The following is a 17,711-nucleotide window of genomic DNA, read 5'->3' on the forward strand; positions in this document are numbered from 1 at the left end:
GGGTACCACTCATTGAAGGAGATTGTGATGGATCGCAACACTTTCATCGAAAAGGTAAAAGGCAAACTGGACGAACTGGACAATGAATTCGATCAGTTGCAAGTCAAAGCGGACAAAGCGGGTGAGGATGTCCGCCATCAGTGGGAAACCCGCAAGCTTGAATTGAAAGAGAAACGCAAGGAATTGGCGGGTCAGCTGGACGAAGTCCGTAACGACAGCAATACACGCTGGGAAGAAGTGAAAGACAGCGTGGAAAAAACCTGGGACAGCACTCTGGATGGTCTCAAGGACATCAAGAACAGCCTGTTCAAATAATCCCAGGCTGACATAAAAAAACCGGGCTTCGTGCCCGGTTTTTTTTATGTCAGCGCAAGACGCCGGATGCTCAACGCCAAACGCTCAAGACAACCCCCCGTTTGTGGCCGCGGCTTTCGGCATCAGGCGTCGAGCAAGGCGCGTTCTTATACGCCGAATTTATTCGGTGTGCTCAGACAGCCAGTCGGTGATTGCCTGGTGCACTTCGTCGCGGCAATGGTCGTTGAGGATTTCGTGTCGGCCGTCCGGCCAGAAATGGGTCGTTAGCGGTTGTTCCATGGCATGCAGCACCTTCTCCAGTGCCATCATCCCTTTGCCATTGTCACTCATGGGATCCTGCTCACCGCCCAACAACAGCACGGGCAGGTTTTCAGGCAGCTCGGACAATCCCGAAATGCTCTGGATGCGACGCATGGCGGTAACCAGCTGCACCCAGGTTTCGGTACTGCAATCAAACCCGCACAGCGGATCATCAATATAACGTTTCACTTCTTCGGCATTGTTGCTCAGCCAGTCGAAATCGGTGGCGGGTTCCGGTACCTGGGTGGCCCAGGCACCAAAGGTCAGCTTGCGTATCAATGGGCTGGGGTTGCGCTTGCCACGGCGCATGCGCTCGAAGAGGATGGGCAGAGACATTAACCGGTAGTAGGCACCAGGATGATAACTGCTGGCACACAACACCAGGCCGGCGAGGGCATCACCGTGTTGCTCTGCTGCGGCCAGTGCAATAAATGAACCCATACTGTGGCCACCCAGTACAACCGGTAATTGCGGGTGCTGCTCTTTGGCCAGATGAAGGACGCTGGCGGCGTCATTGACCAGATGTTGCCAGCCGTGCTGATCGCCAATGTGCCCCGCAGGGCTGGTCTCACTAATACTGTCGCCATGACCGCGATGGTCCGGGCAATACAGGTGCCAGCCGGCAGCATTCAAGGTACGGGCCAGATTCTGGTAACGTGAGCCGTGTTCGGACATGCCGTGCAGCCATATTACCGTGCCTCTGGCCGCTGCGGATTCGCAGGGCCAGTGGTGAATGGCGACAACATGGTTATCATCCGTGGTGTGATGGATCATCTGTTCGGTCATAATAGTCTCCGGCTGCGCAAAACGTGCGTCATTGCCGAGGCAAGGTCAAGAAACTCAACGAGGAAGAGAGATGATAGCAAGAATAAAAGGTCTCCTGATGGTTTTCGTGGTGGCGATGTTCGCGACCGCCTGTAGCACGACGCATAACACCACGGTGAGCACCGCCGCTCGCGCCAAGGATCACCAGGCCGGTGAACATGTGAACAAGGTATTGGTGGTGGCGGTGGTTAATGACAAGCAAGCCCGTGACTCGCTTGAGGCCAACGTGGTTGCCGCCTTGAAAGCACGCGGCGTAGAGGCTGCTGTGTCAGCGCCGGTGTTGGGTGATAATTACAGTGAGGGCAAAAACCGCAAGCAAATGGCGGCGGACATCGCCTCCAAAGGCTATGAGGCGGCGTTGGTCGTCAGTGTTATCGATATCAAGGAAGAAATGAATTACACCCAGGGTGGCACCAGTTTCGCCCCCGATATCGCGGTATCCGGCGCCATGGGCCAGTCTTACTATGTGCGCCAGAATGCTACCTACGAGGCAGGCTATTTCCACAACGACAAGAAATACTTTCTGGAGTCCAATCTGTACCGTCTCCAACCGGAGCAGCTACTATGGAGAGCCAAATCCACCACGGTAAACCCCAGTGACCTGCAGTCAGGCACCACCGGTGTGGCTGATGCCGTTGTGGACCGGATGGCCAAGGACGACATGATCTAACGTGCGGCCTGCGCCATTCACCGGGAGCCCTTGGCTCCCGGTTTTGTTTGTGGCGCGCCATCCCAGTGCCCCGGTTTGTGTATCGGTGCTCTGTTGTTTTGAGCGATATATTGAGAAAGACACCTGTCAGGAGTAACCATGATTGAATACCGGATTCGCCCGCTGCGCCCCGAAGCCCATTTGTTTGAAGTAGCCCTGACAGTGGCGGACCCGACGCCGGAGGGGCAGGCGTTCAGCCTGCCTGCCTGGATTCCTGGCAGTTATATGATTCGAGACTTCGCCCGCCACATCGTGCATGTGGAGGCCAGCAGTCATGGCGAGAGCCTGCCTGTGGCGAAGCAAGATAAACAGACCTGGCAAGTCCCCCCCTGCGATGGTCCGGTACAGCTGCTTTACCACGTGTATGCCTGGGATCTGTCCGTGCGCGGCGCGCATCTGGACACGAGCCACGGTTATTTCAACGGCAGCTGTGTATTCCTGGCCGCCATGGGCCATGAAGACCAGCCTTGCCAGGTGGAGATCGAGGCGCCGCAAGGGCATGCCTATAACGGTTGGCAGGTGGCCACCGGGCTGCCGCGTCAGTCGGGTTCCGAGCTGGGCTTTGGATTGTTTAAAGCAGAAAATTACGATGCGTTGATCGACTACCCGGTGGAAATGGGTCCGTTCGAGTACGCACAGTTTGAGGCTTGCGGGGTGCCCCACTGGGTGGTGTTGGCAGGTCGCCATAAAACTGACATGGCACGTCTGTGTCGTGACCTGAAGCCGATCTGTGAGCACCATATTCGCATGTTCGGCGAACCGGCCCCCATGGATCGCTATGTGTTCATGACGCTGGTCACCGGTAATGGTTATGGCGGGTTGGAGCACCGTAACTCCACCAGCTTGATGTGCCCCCGTGATGATTTGCCGCGGCGCACCGATGAGCCGGGCAAAGTCCGCGACGGTTACCGCTCTTACCTGGGGCTGTGCAGCCATGAATATTTCCATACCTGGAATGTGAAGCGCATCAAGCCTGAGGCGTTTACGCCTTTTGATTTGTCACAGGAGGTGCATACCGAATTGCTGTGGGCGTTTGAAGGGATTACCAGTTATTACGATGATCTCTCCCTCACTCGTACCGGGCTGATCCCGCCGCAAAGTTACCTGGATCTACTGGGACAAACGCTAACGCGGGTGTATCGGGGGCAGGGACGTCATAAACAAACGGTGACCGAATCCAGCTTTGATGCCTGGACCCGTTTCTACAAGCAGGATGAAAACGCCCCCAATGCCATCGTCAGCTATTACACCAAAGGCTCGCTGGTGGCGTTGGCGCTGGATTTGACCCTACGTAACCTGACCGGTGAGAAAAAGACCCTAGATGACTTGATGCGAGTGCTGTGGCAGCGCTACGGCCAGACCGGTGACGGCGTGCCGGAGCAGGGCATTCAGCCGCTGGCCGAAGACATCGCCGGTTGTGACATGAGCGATTTTTTCAATCAAGCCTTGTACAGCACAGAAGACTTGCCGCTGGCCGAATTGCTGGCCGAGCGCGGTGTGGAACTGCACTGGCGCAGTGCTGCCGGCCATGGCGATAACGGTGGCAAGCCCGCGAAGGATGGCATTCCCCATCTGGGGGTTCGGTTGGCAAGTGATCCCATGGGCGCCAAAATTGCGGTGGCGTTTGAGCAGGGGCCGGCCATGGCGGCGGGACTGTCTGCCGGTGATGTGATTATTGCTGTGGATGGACTGCAAGCCACCACCGGCAATATTGATAATTTACTGTCCAGCTTCTTGCCCGGTGAAACCGTGGAGATTCACGCGTTTCGTCGAGATGAGCTGATGCGCTTCAAGGTCGACGTGGCGCCTACCGAAGCCAGCACGGCTTACCTGACCGTTGCCAAGGGTGGGCTTACGGAAAAGGGTCGTGCGTGGCTGCAGGTAAAATAGTTACCCGTAAAATACCTTCTGATTCCGTAGGAGTGCCTCTCGAGGCGCGAACCTACTTGCGAGACCGTTCCCTGATACATGGTTCGCGCCTCGAGAGGCCCTTCTACGCAATGGCGCTTAAATGACAGATTCGTTGAAACCGCTTTACAACAAACTCGATCAGGTGCGTCGGGCCGATCGCTTTCGTCTGAAGAAGCGGGTTGATGGTTTGGCGCGACTGACCGCCGAGAAGCGTAACGACAAAGCCGTGGATAAAGTGGCGCAGGCTTTGGCGGCCTCCATGGCGAGCCGTGACAAGCGCCTGGCGTCAGTGCCGGCACTGGAGTGGCCGGATCTGCCTGTGGTGGCCAGTCGGGAGGAGATTAAACAGGCGGTCAATGACCACCAAGTGGTGGTGATCGCCGGTGAAACCGGCTCCGGCAAGACCACCCAGTTACCGAAAATTTGTCTGGAGCTGGGCCGCGGTATCGAAGGCACCATAGGCCACACTCAGCCCCGGCGGTTGGCGGCCAGAGCGGTGGCAACCCGGGTGGCAGAAGAGCTGCATAGCCCATTGGGTAGCACCGTGGGTTTCAAGGTGCGGTTTTCCGAGCAGGTCAGCGAACATTCGCTCATCAAGGTGCTCACCGATGGCATGCTGCTTAACGAAATTCAGCAGGATCGCTTTCTTAATCAGTACGACACGCTGATCATCGATGAAGCCCACGAACGCAGCCTGAACATCGACTTTTTGCTTGGCTACCTCAAACAGTTGTTACCTCGCCGGCCAGATCTGAAAGTCATCATTACCTCAGCCACGATCGATCACCAACGGTTTGCCGAACATTTCGGTGGCGCCCCGGTGCTGGAAGTGTCCGGGCGCACCTTCCCGGTGGAAATGCGCTACCGGCCGCCTGCCGACGGGCAAGAATTGTCCCGCCAGATAGAAGATATTCTGCTGGAGATTCAGCGTGATGAGCGCCGCGATGGGTTACCCATGGCACGGGACGTGCTGGTGTTTCTTGCTGGCGAGCGCGACATTCGCGATGTGCATCATCATCTGAAACGCTGTGCGACCCATGGCTCCAGCCTGCGCGATACAGAAATTCTGCCGTTGTATGCGCGCCTTAGCCAAGCCGAGCAGCACCGAATTTTTTCCGCCCACCGTGGGCGCCGTGTGGTGCTCAGTACTAACGTGGCTGAAACCTCGCTCACGGTTCCTGGCATTCGCTATGTGATCGATGCCGGCACCGCACGCATCAGCCGTTACAGCGTGCATTCCAAGGTGCAACGTTTACCGGTGGAACCGGTGAGCCAGGCCAGTGCCAATCAACGGGCCGGTCGTAGCGGGCGGGTGATGCCTGGCATCTGTTTCCGGCTGTTTGACGAAGATGACTTTGTTAACCGCCCGGCGTTCACTGACCCGGAGATCCAGCGCACGAATCTGGGCGCGGTGATTTTGCAGATGGCGGATTTGCGCCTGGGAAAAGTCGAAGACTTTCCCTTTATTGAGCCACCGGATGGCCGCTTGGTACGTGACGGTTATCGGTTGCTTGATGAGCTGGGAGCGCTGACAGAAAAACAAACGCTGACGGCACTGGGCCGGCAGCTGGCGCGTTTCCCACTGGACCCGACCCTGGGGCGGATGCTGGTGGCGGCGGCAGAGGGGAAAGTACTGCGTGAGGCCTTGATCGTGGTGTCTGCTCTGGCCGCGCAGGACCCCCGCGATCGTCCCCACGATAAGCAGCAACAGGCGGACCAGGCCCATCAGCCTTTTACCGACCAGGAATCGGACTTCCTGTTCTTTGTGAAGCTGTGGCAGTGGGCAGACGCGCAGCGCGAATCGCTGAGCCGCAATCAATATGAGAAATTGCTCAAAAAAACGTTCCTGTCCCCCACGCGCATGCGCGAATGGCGCGACACTCATCGCCAGCTTTTGTTGCTGAGTAAAGAGCAGGGCTGGGAATTGAATGCGCCGGTGGATTCGGGTTTGCAATTAACAGACAACGACAAGGGAAAGAACCAGAAGGGCGACAAGGCACCGCCGTCTCCCCTGTATGCGCCCCTGCATCAGGCATTACTCACCGGGTTGCTGGCCAATGTCATGCAGCGCACGGAGGAGGGTGAATGGCTATCGACCCGTAACCGCAAACCGCTGGTGTGGCCGGGCTCGTCCTTGTCAAAAACCAAGGCCCGTTGGTTGATGGCAGCAGAGCAGGTGGAAACCAGCCGGTTGTTTGCCCGGACCGTGGCAAAAACAGATCCATTGTGGATCGAACAGGCGGCGGGACATTTGCTTAAGCGTCAGTATTTTGAGCCGCACTGGTCGAAAAAGCGTGGCTGCGCTATGGCTAAGGAACAGGTCAATTTGTTTGGCTTGATTTTGGCCAGTGGCCGGCCCGTTAACTACGGACCGATTGATTCCACACAAGCCCGTGAGTTAATGATTCGCGAAGGGCTGGTGATGGGACAACTGACCCGTGAGCCGCCGTTTGTGAAAGCCAACCGCGAGCGATTTGAAACCCTGGAAGAGATGGAGCACAAGCTACGCCGCCGGGATATTCTGGTGGATGAAGAAACGCGGGTGGCTTTCTACGATGCGCGCCTGCCCAGTGACTTGCATACCGTGGCCGGGCTGATGAACTGGTACAGCAAACAGGCCAGCGAGGAACAGAAAACCGCATTGTTTATGGATGAGAGTTTCCTGCTCTCGCGTAGCCCCGATCTGGGCAATGACCAGTTTCCTGATCAGCTGAAACTCGATGGCCTGCGCCTGCCGTTGGAATACAGTTTCGACCCCACCGGAGAGCGCGACGGGGTTACCCTGATCGTGCCATTGGCTGCGTTGAATCAAGTGTCGGAAGCGCGACTCGACTGGTTGGTGCCCGGCTTGTTGCGGGAAAAGCTGGAGGCGTTAATTCGCGCTTTGCCGAAATCTCGCCGTCGCAACTTTGTTCCTGTGCCGGATTATGTCCGTGCATTGATGGACATCCTGACGCCGGATGAGCCGTTGTTGCCGGCTATGACCCGGGAGTTGCAGCGCATGACCGGTATTCGCGTCGAATTGGAAGAATGGCAGGCCACTAGCCTGCCGGACCACCTACGCATGTTTATTCAGGTGGTGGATCGTGTCGACGGTAAACGCAAGGTGCTAGCCCAGGGACGCGGCCTGGACGATGTGAAAGACCGGCTAGCCGGCGTCACCCGTGATCTGCCTAAACCCAAGGATGATGCGCCGGCACTACGTGGCCAGGAGTGGTTATTTGGTGATTTGCCGGACACCGAGGATCAGGATCTTGGCGGCATGACCGTACGCCGTTTCCCGGCTCTGGTGGATATTGGCACGGAAGTAGAGCTGCAGTACCGGGACGATGAAGTCGAGTGTGCCTGGGCTCACCGTTGGGGCACTGCCCGTTTGTTGAGTTTCAAGTTGTCGGTGCAGTTACGGGATCTGCGCAAGCAGGCCTCGCAAATGGCGGGTTTCCAGAAATTGAAAACCGAGAAGGGCGCCATGGCCCGTAATGCGTTGGACCACGCTATGCTGCGCTTGTTGGCGGAGCATTTCCGGCTGGATGATCCCGTGCGCAACGAGGCGGCGTTCCGCGATCGGCTCAATGCCCACCGTGGTGATTTTGTCCCTTGGGCTCAGCAGCAACTGGCCATGCTGGGTAAGCTGTTTGCGCATTATCGACAGTTAATGGGTTCGCTGGAAAAGAATTTTCCGCTGGCCTGGGCCCATGCCCATCGCGACTTGAAGCAGCAGTTAGGCCAATTGTTCCCCGAGGATGTGCTGTTACAGGTGCCCTGGATGTGGCTACAGGAATACCCGCGTTTATTGGGGGCGATCGATCACCGCCTGGATAAATTGGGTGGGCAAATCGGCAAGGACCGTACTCTCAGCGCGGAGTTGGAGGCGTACAGCAAACAGCATGCAACTCGCGCGGCCGGCGCGCCGCTATGGACGCAGCCAGAGCCCTTGCAGCAATTTTTCTGGATGCTGCAGGAATACCGGGTCAGCCTGTTTGCCCAGCAACTGGGCACAACACTGCCGGTATCAGCAAAACGACTGAATAAACAATGGGAGCTGTGCTGATCGGGAACGATATGCGCCGAACGTCTGCCTTCGCGACGGTTTAACGTGGAGCGGAAGACGCAAACGGGCCTCTTTACGACCGTAACAACCAACAAAATGGGCCCTGATGCCTTTGCGCCGGGCCCGTTGAACCCGGATAATCGGCCCATTATCTAATTTGATGTGGCAGGGCGGCTGGCCCTGCACTAGTGCGAGGACTCGCTTGTGAGCTATTCGGTAGTAATCAGTGGTACCGGCCTGTGGACCCCCGGCCAGACCATCACCAACGATGAGCTGGTGGAATCGTTTAATGAATACGTGGTGCGCTATAACGCTCGTAACGCACAAGCCATCGAAGCGGGTGAATTGGAGGCTTTGGGGCCATCGAATAGTGCCTTTATCGAAAAGGCTTCCGGGATAAAGCAGCGCTATGTGATTGATAAAACCGGCATTCTAGACCCGGATCGTCTCGCCCCCTGCATTGATGAGCGCACTGATGATGAGGTATCCATCCAGGCTGAAATCGCCGTTAAGGCGGCCAAACAGGCGCTGGAAAACGCAGGCCTGACCGCCAATGATCTGGATGCCGTGCTGGTCGCTTGTTCCAATATGCAGCGCGCCTATCCCGCCATGGCGGTGGAAGTGCAAGCGGCGTTGGGGATGGATCACGGTTGGGGTTACGACATGAACGTGGCGTGTTCCAGTGCCACTTTCGGTATTCAGGCCGGCGTCGATGCCATTCGTAATGGCAGTGCCCGCCGGGTTTTGATGGTAAACCCGGAAATCTGCTCTGCGCACCTGGCCTGGGAAGATCGCGATTGCCACTTCATTTTCGGGGACGTGGCCACGGCCGTGATTCTGGAACGCAAGGAAGACGCCACCTCCAGTAACCAATGGGAAATTCTCGGTACACGCCTGCAAACCAAATTCTCCAATAACATCCGCAACAACTTTGGTTTCCTGAACCGGGGTGATGAGCGCGGTGTTGGCGCACGCGACAAGCTGTTTCGCCAGGAAGGGCGCAAGGTGTTCAAGGAAGTCTGTCCCATGGTGGCTGAGCAAATCAGCTCGCATCTGGCTGATACCCAAGTGCCGGTGGAGTCTGTTAGCCGCATGTGGCTTCACCAGGCCAACCTGAGCATGAATGAGCTGATTTCCAAGCGAGTATTGGGGCGCCCGGCGACCCGCGAGGAAGCCCCTGTCATTCTTGATGCTTACGCTAATACCAGCTCGGCGGGATCCATGATTGCATTCCATAAATACAATGAAGACCTGCCGGTGGATACCCGGGGTGTCATCTGCTCCTTTGGTGCGGGTTATTCCATCGGTAGCGTTATTGTGAACCGCATCAAATAATCACGTCTGTGTTCACTCCCCCTTCACGAAGGCCGCATTTTGCGGCCTTTTTTCTTTTTTATCGCCTGTAGTCGTAACGTTTACCTCACGCCAGCATCTCTATATTGTCTGTGTCAGGTGCTCTTGATTTGAGCGGGTGCCTGAGCCCTTAAAACGGCTTCGGACATGACATTCAATAATGTACACCCTCAATAAAGTAAGTATGGAGACTTAACATGGCTAAGCTGACTAAATTGAACCCCCTCGCTGCTACCATTGGTGCTGCTGTTGTCGCTTCTGCACTCTCTGCCCCGGTTGCTCAGGCGGCGGAAAATCCGTTTGCTGCTGCTGACCTGACTGCTGGTTATCAGTTGGCTGCAGATCACGCTGAAGGCAAGTGCGGTGAAGGCAAGTGTGGCGAAGACAAGAAAGCCGAAGGTAGCTGTGGTGAAAAAGGCGCCGAAGGTAAATGTGGTGAAGACAAGAAAGGCGAAGGTAAATGTGGTGAAGGTAAATGCGGCGGTGACGCATAAGGACGCCTGACCATGAGAACTGAGACACCAGTGTCCGGAGTGGGCCTGGGTCTTCGGCGGGCCCTCATGGGCCCGCTTTCACAGGCCCATGATTCCGCACCTGGCAGCATTCCGCTTGATTTTATGGAGGTGGCTCCAGAGAACTGGATTCCTATGGGCGGTCGTTTGGGCAAAGAGTTTCGTGCCTTTACTGAGCGGTACCCCTTTGTTACCCACGGATTAAGCCTGTCGCTAGGTGGGCCAGAACCGCTGGATTTTGAATTGCTGAAATCGGTGAAATCGTTCCTCAAGGAACACAATATTCGCCGTTACACCGAACACCTGAGTTCCTGCAGTGACCACGGCCACCTGTATGATTTGATGCCGATCCCGTTTACGGAAGAGGCAGTGCATTATGTGGCAGACCGTATTCGTCAGGTGCAGGACTTTCTGGAACAACCCATTGGTATTGAACACGTCAGCTACTATGCACGGCTGGGGAATGCCACGCCGGGTGCTCAAATGTCGGAAATCGACTTTGTAAATGCCGTATTGCAGGAAGCGGATTGTGAGCTTCTGCTGGACGTGAATAATGCCTATGTGAATGGTATTAACCACGGCTATGACCCGCGTGATTTTATTTCCGCATTGCCTGGCGAGCGTATTTGCTATTTGCACATCGCTGGCCATTTTGATGAAGCGGAAGATCTGAAAGTGGATACCCATGGCTGTGATGTGATCGACCCGGTTTGGGCGTTGCTGGACCATGCCTACCAAACGTTTGGCTCGCTTCCCACGTTACTGGAACGAGACTTCAATATTCCGGATAACGAGACATTATTTGCTGAGCTGCGCAAAATTGGTGGTTACCAGCAGCACTATGCCAGTGCGGGTATTACGGCTTCCAGCCTTGGCTCTTCTGTAAAAAAATCAGTACAGCCATGAAAAACGCAGACTTCCAAACCTTGCAGCGGGAATTCGCCGCTCACCTACGTAATCCTGACACTCATCCTGCGCCGGAAGGTATAGAAGAGCGGCGTCTGGATATTTACCGCAATCTTTTTTTCAACAACGTGAATGGGTTTTTGCGTCAGGGTTTTCCTGTATTGCACAGTCTGTTGGACAGTGATCGTTGGCAGCGATTGGCCCGTGCTTTTTTTGAACAGCATGCCAGTCAGACGCCTTATTTTCTGGAAATTCCCCAGGAGTTTGTCAGCTTTTTAGCCAGTGGGCAGGGTAGTGAAACCGGTGATCCTCTTTTCATGTTGGAGCTGGCGCATTACGAGTGGATGGAGTTGGTGCTTGATGCCTCCACCGAGGTATTCCCGGTATCGGGCTTTCATCCGGAAGGCGATATGCTCCGTGCTATCCCGAAGCTCAGCCCTTTGCATGTGGTGTTGAACTACCAGTTCCCGGTGCATGAAATCTGTTTGGAATTTCAACCGGAAGAGCCACTGCCTCAACCCGTCTGGTTGCTGGTGTATCGTGACCGGGACGATGACGTTCGCTTTATGGAAATTAATGCCCCTACCGCCAGGCTGTTACAGCTGATTGATGAGCACTCTGACGAGACGGGTAAAGCGGTGGTGGGGCGTCTTGCTGAAGAAATGCAGTTTGCTGATGTCACCGCCCTGGAAACTTTTTCTCGGGATATTCTGCAACAAATGCGCGACCGCGACATCCTTATAGGGACAACATTGAAACGCTGTTGAAGCCCCCGTTGGAATACCTCCAGAGGGTTGCTGACAAGCAGTCAAAGCCCCTTTTGGAGAGTCTCGAATGCCTGCCTTTCTGTACAAGATACATCACGCCTTGAACGCCTCCCGTGGGCTGGATTTTCTGGCGCCATTGGCGTTACGTCTGTTTCTGGCGCCGGTTATGTTCAGTGCCGGTTACAACAAGGCCATGAGTTTCGAGAGCACCGTGTCCTGGTTCGGCAATACAGAGTGGGGGCTTGGTTTACCTTTTCCCGCTTTGCTGGCGTTTCTGGCCACCGCGACGGAGCTGGTAGGTGGGGTGTTGCTGCTGTTGGGGCTTTTTACTCGCTATATCAGTATTCCCCTGATCTTTACCATGCTTGTCGCTATTGCCACGGTGCATTGGGGTAACGGCTGGTTTGCCATTGCGCCGAGTAATCCGGCCACCAGCATGGCTGCGCCTTTGGCGAAGGTGAGCCTGCCGGGTGCGGCAGAAAGCCTGCAGAACAGCGTGGCAGTGGGGGAGCGGCTGGCGCGTGCGCGGGGGGTCTTGCGTGAGCATGGGCATTACGACTGGCTCACGGCCAAAGGGAACTTCGTGGTGCTGAATAATGGCATCGAATTCGCCACTACCTACCTGATCATGCTGTTGGTTCTGTTCTTTGGCGGGGCTGGGCGTTATTTAAGTCTGGACTACTGGATAGCCCGTCGTTACTGGGCTCAAGGCAGTCGCTCTGTGTAAAACCTGTGCGGGTTGGGTAACGGTTTGCCGGTGGCCCTGTTCGTAGGGGCCGGGGCATCGCTATAATGCGGCGTCCACTACTGTCCGGGGTGTCCGTGCGTTATCTATTGTTGAGTTTGTTGTTATGTCTGCCGTTCGCTGTTCAAGCGGAAGAAGACTGGGGAGATGCGTCCACGGCATTTGATTCCCCTGACAGCAAACCCAAGTACGAAGACCCTTGGGAAGATATCAACCGCAAGATTTTTGCTTTCAACGAAACACTGGATAAATACGGCCTGAAACCCGTTGCCAAGGGTTACGACAAGGTGACGCCGCAGTGGATGAATGACACGATTACCCGCTTTTATGAAAACCTGCGTGATTTTCGTAGCGGCTTGAACAGTGTGTTGCAGTGGCGCTGGGGGCATGTGGGCCAGAACTGGGGCCGGTTCGCGGTGAATACCACACTGGGCATTGGTGGCCTGTTTGATGTGGCGAGCAAGGTGGATCTGGAAAAACGCAATACGGATCTGGGCCTGACGTTTGCGCGCTGGGGGGTGCCGGAAGGCCCGTTCATGATGCTGCCGTTCTTTGGGCCTTCTACAGGCCGTGATGCTGCCGCGATATTGCCCGAAGACTACATGCGCCTGCGCCACTATATTCCCCATGACTTGACCCGCCACAGCTTTACTGCCGTGTATGTGGTGGATCTGCGCGCCGACTTGCTGGATTTGGAACGCAATATTGTCGGCGACCGCTATACCTTCTTGCGTAATGCCTACCTGCAACGCCGCCGCTTTGAAAGTGGTGACCGCCCGTCACTGCGTTTCCCTGAGATCGAAGCTCGGGATTCGGAGTTGAACGATGAGTACGAAGACGACGGCTGGTAAGGTTTGGCCGGACGCCGGATCCAGGCTCAGCTAGCGGGCTAATCCGGATCGGTGGCCTTTAATTTCGCGCGGATGTAGTCGCCGTGGGAGACGTAGAGCAGGTCGCTGACCCGGCGGATCAGGTTCTCTTCGTGCACATCCGCCTTGCCGTCCGCCGCTGCCATGGCCCACATCTCATCAATCAGCGTGACTCGCTGCTCCGGCCCCCAGTGCTCGCGTAGCGGCAGAGTGAACTCGAACAGGTCAGTAGCCTGATCTACCCGGCTTTCCAGCTCGGCTACGATATCCTGCATTTCCTGGGCATCCAGCTGCCAGCGTTGCTTTACGGCCGCGATCAGGCGTTGGGTTTCTGCCTGATCCACCGTGCCATCGGTGCGCGCGACTTCGAATAGCAGGGCCGCAGCAGCACGGTGCAGGTCGTGTTCAGAATATTGTGGTGTATCCCTTTCAGGGCGAAACAGTCGGTTCAGCCAGTTCAAATGACCTCCTCGTCAATCAGTAAGCTTTCCAGTGCTTGCTGGTCCTTTGCAAAGCGGCGGATTCCATCGGCAAGCAAGTCGCTGGCCATGGCATCGTCGTTGAGCTGCCAGCGGAATGTTGCTTCGTTCACCGGGGTCCAGTCGTCTTGCGGGGTCACCAGTTCAGGATCCAATACCCGGGTAAGACCACCGTTATCGCCTGCCAGTTCCTCAAGCAGGGCCGGGCTGAGGGTGAGCTTGTCGCAGCCGGCCAGCGCTTCGATTTGTCCGGCGTTGCGGAAGCTGGCCCCCATGACAATGGTATCCAGGCCGCGCGCCTTGAAGGTGGCGAAGATCTCGCGCACGGAGACTACGCCGGGGTCTTGTTCCGGGGTGTCGATGGTCATGCCATTTTTGCGGTGCCAGTCGAAAATACGGCCCACAAAGGGCGAAATCAGTGTGGCGCCGGCTTCGGCGGCGGCCAGGGCCTGGGTCTGGTTGAACACCAGCGTCACATTACAGCGAATGCCTTCTTCTTCCAGAATTTCTACGGCGCGGATCCCTTCCCAGCTGGCCGCGACCTTGATCAGGATACGGCTCGGGTCCACGTCCAGCTCCCGGTAGATGGCCATCAGCCGGCGGCCCTTTTCCACGGTGGCGCGGGTGTCGAAAGACAGTCGCGCGTCGACTTCGCTGGATACCAGACCGGGTACCCGCTCCAGAATGGCCTGGCCAGCCAGGCACGCATAGGTGTCAGTCAGCCAGTCCATTTCGCCTTGGTGACCCAGTGTGCGGCACAGGTCAGCGGCTTGCTGAAGTAGATCGCGGTAACGCGGGTCACGGGCGGCGGCCAGTAGCAGTGAGGGATTGGTGGTGGCGTCTTCCGGCTCAAGCTGAGCAATCATGTCCAGGTCACCGGTATCGGCAACCAGAGAGGTCCACTGGGCGAGTTGTTCGCGTTTGTTCACGGTATCCGTTCCTTTTGATGTCATGGCGGACGACAGGGTAGAGGCCAACTATGACAGGGAGTTTTCTGTGCCGTAGGAGCGGTGTTTGAATTCCCTGGCTGCGAGGAGCGAGTTACGAGTTGCGAAGACCCGTACCCGTTTTATGCCTTTCGAAACTCGCGACTCGTAACTGGAAATCGTTTACTTGCGGCACAAGCGCCGCTCCTACGGAGATATAAGGTACTAACAGGCTAAGGCAGTTGCGCCAAGGCGTCCATGAGCACTTGCGGCGTGGTCTCCGGCTTGTGCATGTTTTCGCTGAGGTGGCGGCGGAAGCGGCGGGCGCCGGGCTGCCCTTGAAACAGGTTGAGGATATGCCGCAGGGAATGTTTGGGGGCATGGCCCAGGGCGTAGCGACGCTCCACATAGGGCAGGAATTGTTCGGCAATCTCCCGGCGGCTGGCAACGGGAGAGTCATCGCCAAAGACCACCCGGTCTGCCTCTGCCAGGAAGTAGGGATTCTGGTAGGCCTCGCGACCGATCATCACGCCATCCACTTCACCCATGTGCTGGTGCACTTCCTCCAGCGTTTTAACACCGCCATTGAGAATGATCTCGATGTGCGGAAAAGCCTGTTTGATGGCATAGGCGCGCTGGTAGATCAGCGGGGGAATATCACGGTTTTCCTTGGGGGAAAGCCCGGACAGGATGGCCTTTCGGGCATGGATGGTCAGGCTGGTACAACCAGCGGCTTCCATGCGGCCGACAAACCGGTAGAGGAAGTCATAATCATCCTGGTCATCAATGCCAATACGGGTTTTTACCGTTACCGGCACAGTGACCGCGGCCTGCATGGCGTCTACACAGCGTGCCACCAAATCCGGTTCGGCCATCAGAATGGCGCCGATCTTGCCTTGCTGAACCCGGTCAGATGGGCAGCCTACGTTCAGATTGATCTCGTCATAGCCGTAATCCCCGGCGATGCGGGCCGCTTCGGCCAGTTGCTGCGGGTCGCTGCCGCCCAGTTGCAGGGCAAGCGGGTGCTCTTCGTCGTTGAAGCTCAAGAAACGGTCACGGTCGCCGTGGAGAATGGCCTGGGCCACCACCATTTCGGTGTACAGCAGCGTATGACGGGTAATCAGGCGGGCCAGAAACCGGTAGTCCCGGGTGGTCCAGTCCATCATCGGGGCTACGGATAATCTTCTATCCAGCGTATTTGCTGCAATCCCGCGTGATTCCTCGCTTTTAGCCTGCTTTTCCGTCTCTTCCATTCCGCTCTATTCTTGTACGTTTTGCACCATTCTGTGCTATTTTCCACCTTCATTTGCACCATATTTGCACCACGTTTCTAAACGTGGTGCAAATCGGGATAGGGGTGGAGTTGTGGGCACTATTGTCGCACGCAAGAATGCAAAAGGAGAAACCCGGTACCGGGCACAGGTGCGGGTGATGCGGGCGGGTGAGCGGATGCGGGCTGAGTCGAAGACGTTCAGCCGGCGGTCGCTGGCCAAGGAATGGATCCGGCGGCGTGAGACGGAACTGGAGGCCACGGGTGATGTTGAGCTGCCGGGCGGTGCAGATATGTCGTTGCGTGACGGCATCCGGGTTTATCTGGAGGCCGTGGGGGACAACTTCGGGCGCAGCAAGAATGCGGCGTTGAGGGCGTTGGCGGATATGCCGATTTCGGAAAAGCGTGTGGTGGACCTGGTACCGCGTGATTTTATTGAGCATGTGCATTGGCGGCGAGCGCAGCCGGTGACCCGGAGCCACCCTGGTGGTGTGGGGCCGGCGACGCTGAACAGTGATTTGATCTTTCTGCGGCTGGTGATCCGTTATTTGCAGCATTCCGAGGGGCTGCCGGTTGGTCCCTCTGTTGTGTCTGATGCCGTGGATGCACTCCGGGCTGCGCGGCTGATATCGAAATCGAGCCAGCGTGAGCGCCGGCCAACGGCGGATGAGCTGCGGCGGCTGGATGCCTATCTGTTCGAGCGGTGGCAGTCCGGCAGGATGCGGGTGCCCATGTGGCATGTGATGTGGCTGGCTATTTGCAGTGGGCGGCGGCAGGAAGAGTTGGCCAGGCTGCCCCGTGGTGGCTTCGATCGTGAGCATGGTGTGTACCTGGTCGAAGGGGGTATTAAGAACCCGGCGGGGCGTGTGAGCAGTGACGTGGAAGCGGTGCTCCCTGAATCCGGGTGGGCGGTGGTGGATCGGATTTTGGCGGATTTCCCGGGGAGAGATGGGCTGTTGCTGGATATCAACCCGAAATCAGTGGGTACGCGGTGGAATAATGCCTGCAGAATGCTGGGTATCGTTGATCTGCGCTTCCATGATCTGCGCCATGAAGCGTTATCGAGGCTGGGTGAGGACGGGTTAACGGTGCCGCAGCTTCAGCAGGTGAGCCTGCACCATAGCTGGGATAGCCTGCGCCGGTATGTGAACATGCCGGCGCGACGGGGTGAACGGTTTGAGTTTAGTGAATCTGTTGGTCTGGGGGTGAAAGAGTGACAGGGTGGGATGTTGTTCAGCCGGTTTTAACGCTGGGGTTGTCGGTTTCTTCGCTGGTGGTTGCGGCGATAGCGCTGGGTGAGACTTCTCGGAACGGGGTGGCGCAGCGAAGGCATAACGAATTGTCGGTGACGCCTTTGCTGCACACCTGGATCGATGACTGTGCTGATAACAGGCGGGTCACCTTCATGATTCAGAATAATGGCATCGGGCCGGCAGTAATAACGAGAATTGAATTCTTTGCTAAGGGTGACATGAATGGAAGGCGGTATTCGGTTTCTGAGCTGCCCTTCCTGCTGGATGATGTAATTGAGCGGTTCTTTGATAGGGCCTCATTAACGCCTACTCATTTGGCTGAGCGGTACGCTTTGCCGGCAGGGAGTGAGCTGGTGTTGTTGAAGATAGATACCAAGAATCAGCTTCCAGCAAGCGAGGCAGGGCGCATTTCTGCAGAGCTTCAACAGAAGGTTTCTTGCTACCTAGAATACGAAACCATCTATGGTGGGGTTGTCACCGGTGTTGATCCTTGAGTTAAGGCGAAACGGCTTGCAGGGAA

Annotated in this window: 16 protein-coding genes; 12 read left to right on the top strand and 4 right to left on the bottom strand. The window is 56.6% G+C overall.

Translation table 11 applies throughout. The annotated features are described in order from the left end of the window. Positions 1-27: 27 nt before the first annotated feature. Entirely contained in the window at positions 28-315 is a 288-nt protein-coding gene (locus tag ABNH18_RS05105; protein WP_349381773.1) for a sll1863 family stress response protein, read from the top strand. Between the two features lie 159 nt (positions 316-474). Here the strand turns inward: ABNH18_RS05105 and ABNH18_RS05110 are convergent, their stop codons facing one another. Continuing rightward, positions 475-1,401, bottom strand: a complete 927-nt coding sequence (locus tag ABNH18_RS05110; RefSeq protein ID WP_349381774.1) for an alpha/beta hydrolase — start codon at positions 1,399-1,401, stop codon at positions 475-477. A gap of 70 nt (positions 1,402-1,471) precedes the next feature. Between ABNH18_RS05110 and ABNH18_RS05115 the strand changes: the two genes are divergently transcribed. From ABNH18_RS05115 to ABNH18_RS05155, 9 genes are all read left to right on the top strand, one after another. Further along, positions 1,472-2,110 (top strand): hypothetical protein, encoded by a 639-nt coding sequence (locus tag ABNH18_RS05115; RefSeq protein ID WP_349381775.1) that lies wholly within the window; start codon positions 1,472-1,474, stop codon positions 2,108-2,110. A 138-nt stretch (positions 2,111-2,248) separates the two neighbouring features. Next, a complete protein-coding gene (locus ABNH18_RS05120) occupies positions 2,249-4,039 on the top strand; it encodes a M61 family metallopeptidase (protein WP_349381776.1) in 1,791 nt (596 codons plus the stop codon). A 121-nt stretch (positions 4,040-4,160) separates the two neighbouring features. Then, on the top strand, positions 4,161-8,111 hold the full coding sequence (gene hrpA, locus ABNH18_RS05125; protein WP_349381777.1) for an ATP-dependent RNA helicase HrpA: 3,951 nt from the start codon (positions 4,161-4,163) through the stop codon (positions 8,109-8,111). Between the two features lie 204 nt (positions 8,112-8,315). After that, a complete protein-coding gene (locus ABNH18_RS05130; protein ID WP_349381778.1) occupies positions 8,316-9,446 on the top strand; it encodes a beta-ketoacyl-ACP synthase III in 1,131 nt (376 codons plus the stop codon). A gap of 215 nt (positions 9,447-9,661) precedes the next feature. Next, on the top strand, positions 9,662-9,958 hold the full coding sequence (locus ABNH18_RS05135; protein ID WP_349381779.1) for an HvfA family oxazolone/thioamide-modified RiPP metallophore: 297 nt from the start codon (positions 9,662-9,664) through the stop codon (positions 9,956-9,958). Positions 9,959-9,970: 12 nt separating this feature from the next. Beyond that, on the top strand, positions 9,971-10,882 hold the full coding sequence (locus tag ABNH18_RS05140) for an HvfB family MNIO-type RiPP peptide maturase (protein ID WP_349381780.1): 912 nt from the start codon (positions 9,971-9,973) through the stop codon (positions 10,880-10,882). Beyond that, positions 10,879-11,649, top strand: coding sequence for an HvfC family RiPP maturation protein (locus tag ABNH18_RS05145; protein WP_349381781.1), 771 nt, complete (start codon positions 10,879-10,881; stop codon positions 11,647-11,649). The genes ABNH18_RS05140 and ABNH18_RS05145 overlap by 4 nt, the downstream gene beginning before the upstream one ends. A gap of 67 nt (positions 11,650-11,716) precedes the next feature. Next, positions 11,717-12,376, top strand: coding sequence for an HvfX family Cu-binding RiPP maturation protein (locus ABNH18_RS05150; protein WP_349381782.1), 660 nt, complete (start codon positions 11,717-11,719; stop codon positions 12,374-12,376). Positions 12,377-12,441: 65 nt separating this feature from the next. After that, positions 12,442-13,245: an MlaA family lipoprotein gene (locus tag ABNH18_RS05155; RefSeq protein WP_349381783.1), complete on the top strand. Its 804-nt coding sequence runs from the start codon at positions 12,442-12,444 to the stop codon at positions 13,243-13,245. A gap of 38 nt (positions 13,246-13,283) precedes the next feature. Here the strand turns inward: ABNH18_RS05155 and ABNH18_RS05160 are convergent, their stop codons facing one another. From ABNH18_RS05160 to dusA, 3 genes are all read right to left on the bottom strand, one after another. Beyond that, positions 13,284-13,724, bottom strand: a complete 441-nt coding sequence (locus tag ABNH18_RS05160; protein ID WP_349381784.1) for a tellurite resistance TerB family protein — start codon at positions 13,722-13,724, stop codon at positions 13,284-13,286. Continuing rightward, positions 13,721-14,695, bottom strand: coding sequence for a transaldolase (locus tag ABNH18_RS05165; protein WP_349381785.1), 975 nt, complete (start codon positions 14,693-14,695; stop codon positions 13,721-13,723). Before ABNH18_RS05165 ends, ABNH18_RS05160 begins: the two co-directional genes overlap by 4 nt. 206 nt (positions 14,696-14,901) lie before the next feature. Then, entirely contained in the window at positions 14,902-15,921 is a 1,020-nt protein-coding gene (dusA, locus tag ABNH18_RS05170) for a tRNA dihydrouridine(20/20a) synthase DusA (protein WP_349381786.1), read from the bottom strand. A gap of 112 nt (positions 15,922-16,033) precedes the next feature. Here dusA and ABNH18_RS05175 point away from each other — a divergent pair, with 112 nt between their 5' ends. Both ABNH18_RS05175 and ABNH18_RS05180 read left to right on the top strand, forming a co-directional pair. Next, complete coding sequence (locus ABNH18_RS05175) at positions 16,034-17,155, top strand: tyrosine-type recombinase/integrase (protein WP_349381787.1); 1,122 nt, start codon at positions 16,034-16,036, stop codon at positions 17,153-17,155. Then, positions 17,152-17,685: a hypothetical protein gene (locus ABNH18_RS05180; RefSeq protein ID WP_349381788.1), complete on the top strand. Its 534-nt coding sequence runs from the start codon at positions 17,152-17,154 to the stop codon at positions 17,683-17,685. Before ABNH18_RS05175 ends, ABNH18_RS05180 begins: the two co-directional genes overlap by 4 nt. Positions 17,686-17,711: the final 26 nt, after the last annotated feature.

It is taken from the genome of Alcanivorax sp. (assembly GCF_040118815.1).
Classification (GTDB): Bacteria; Pseudomonadota; Gammaproteobacteria; order Pseudomonadales; family Alcanivoracaceae; genus Alcanivorax.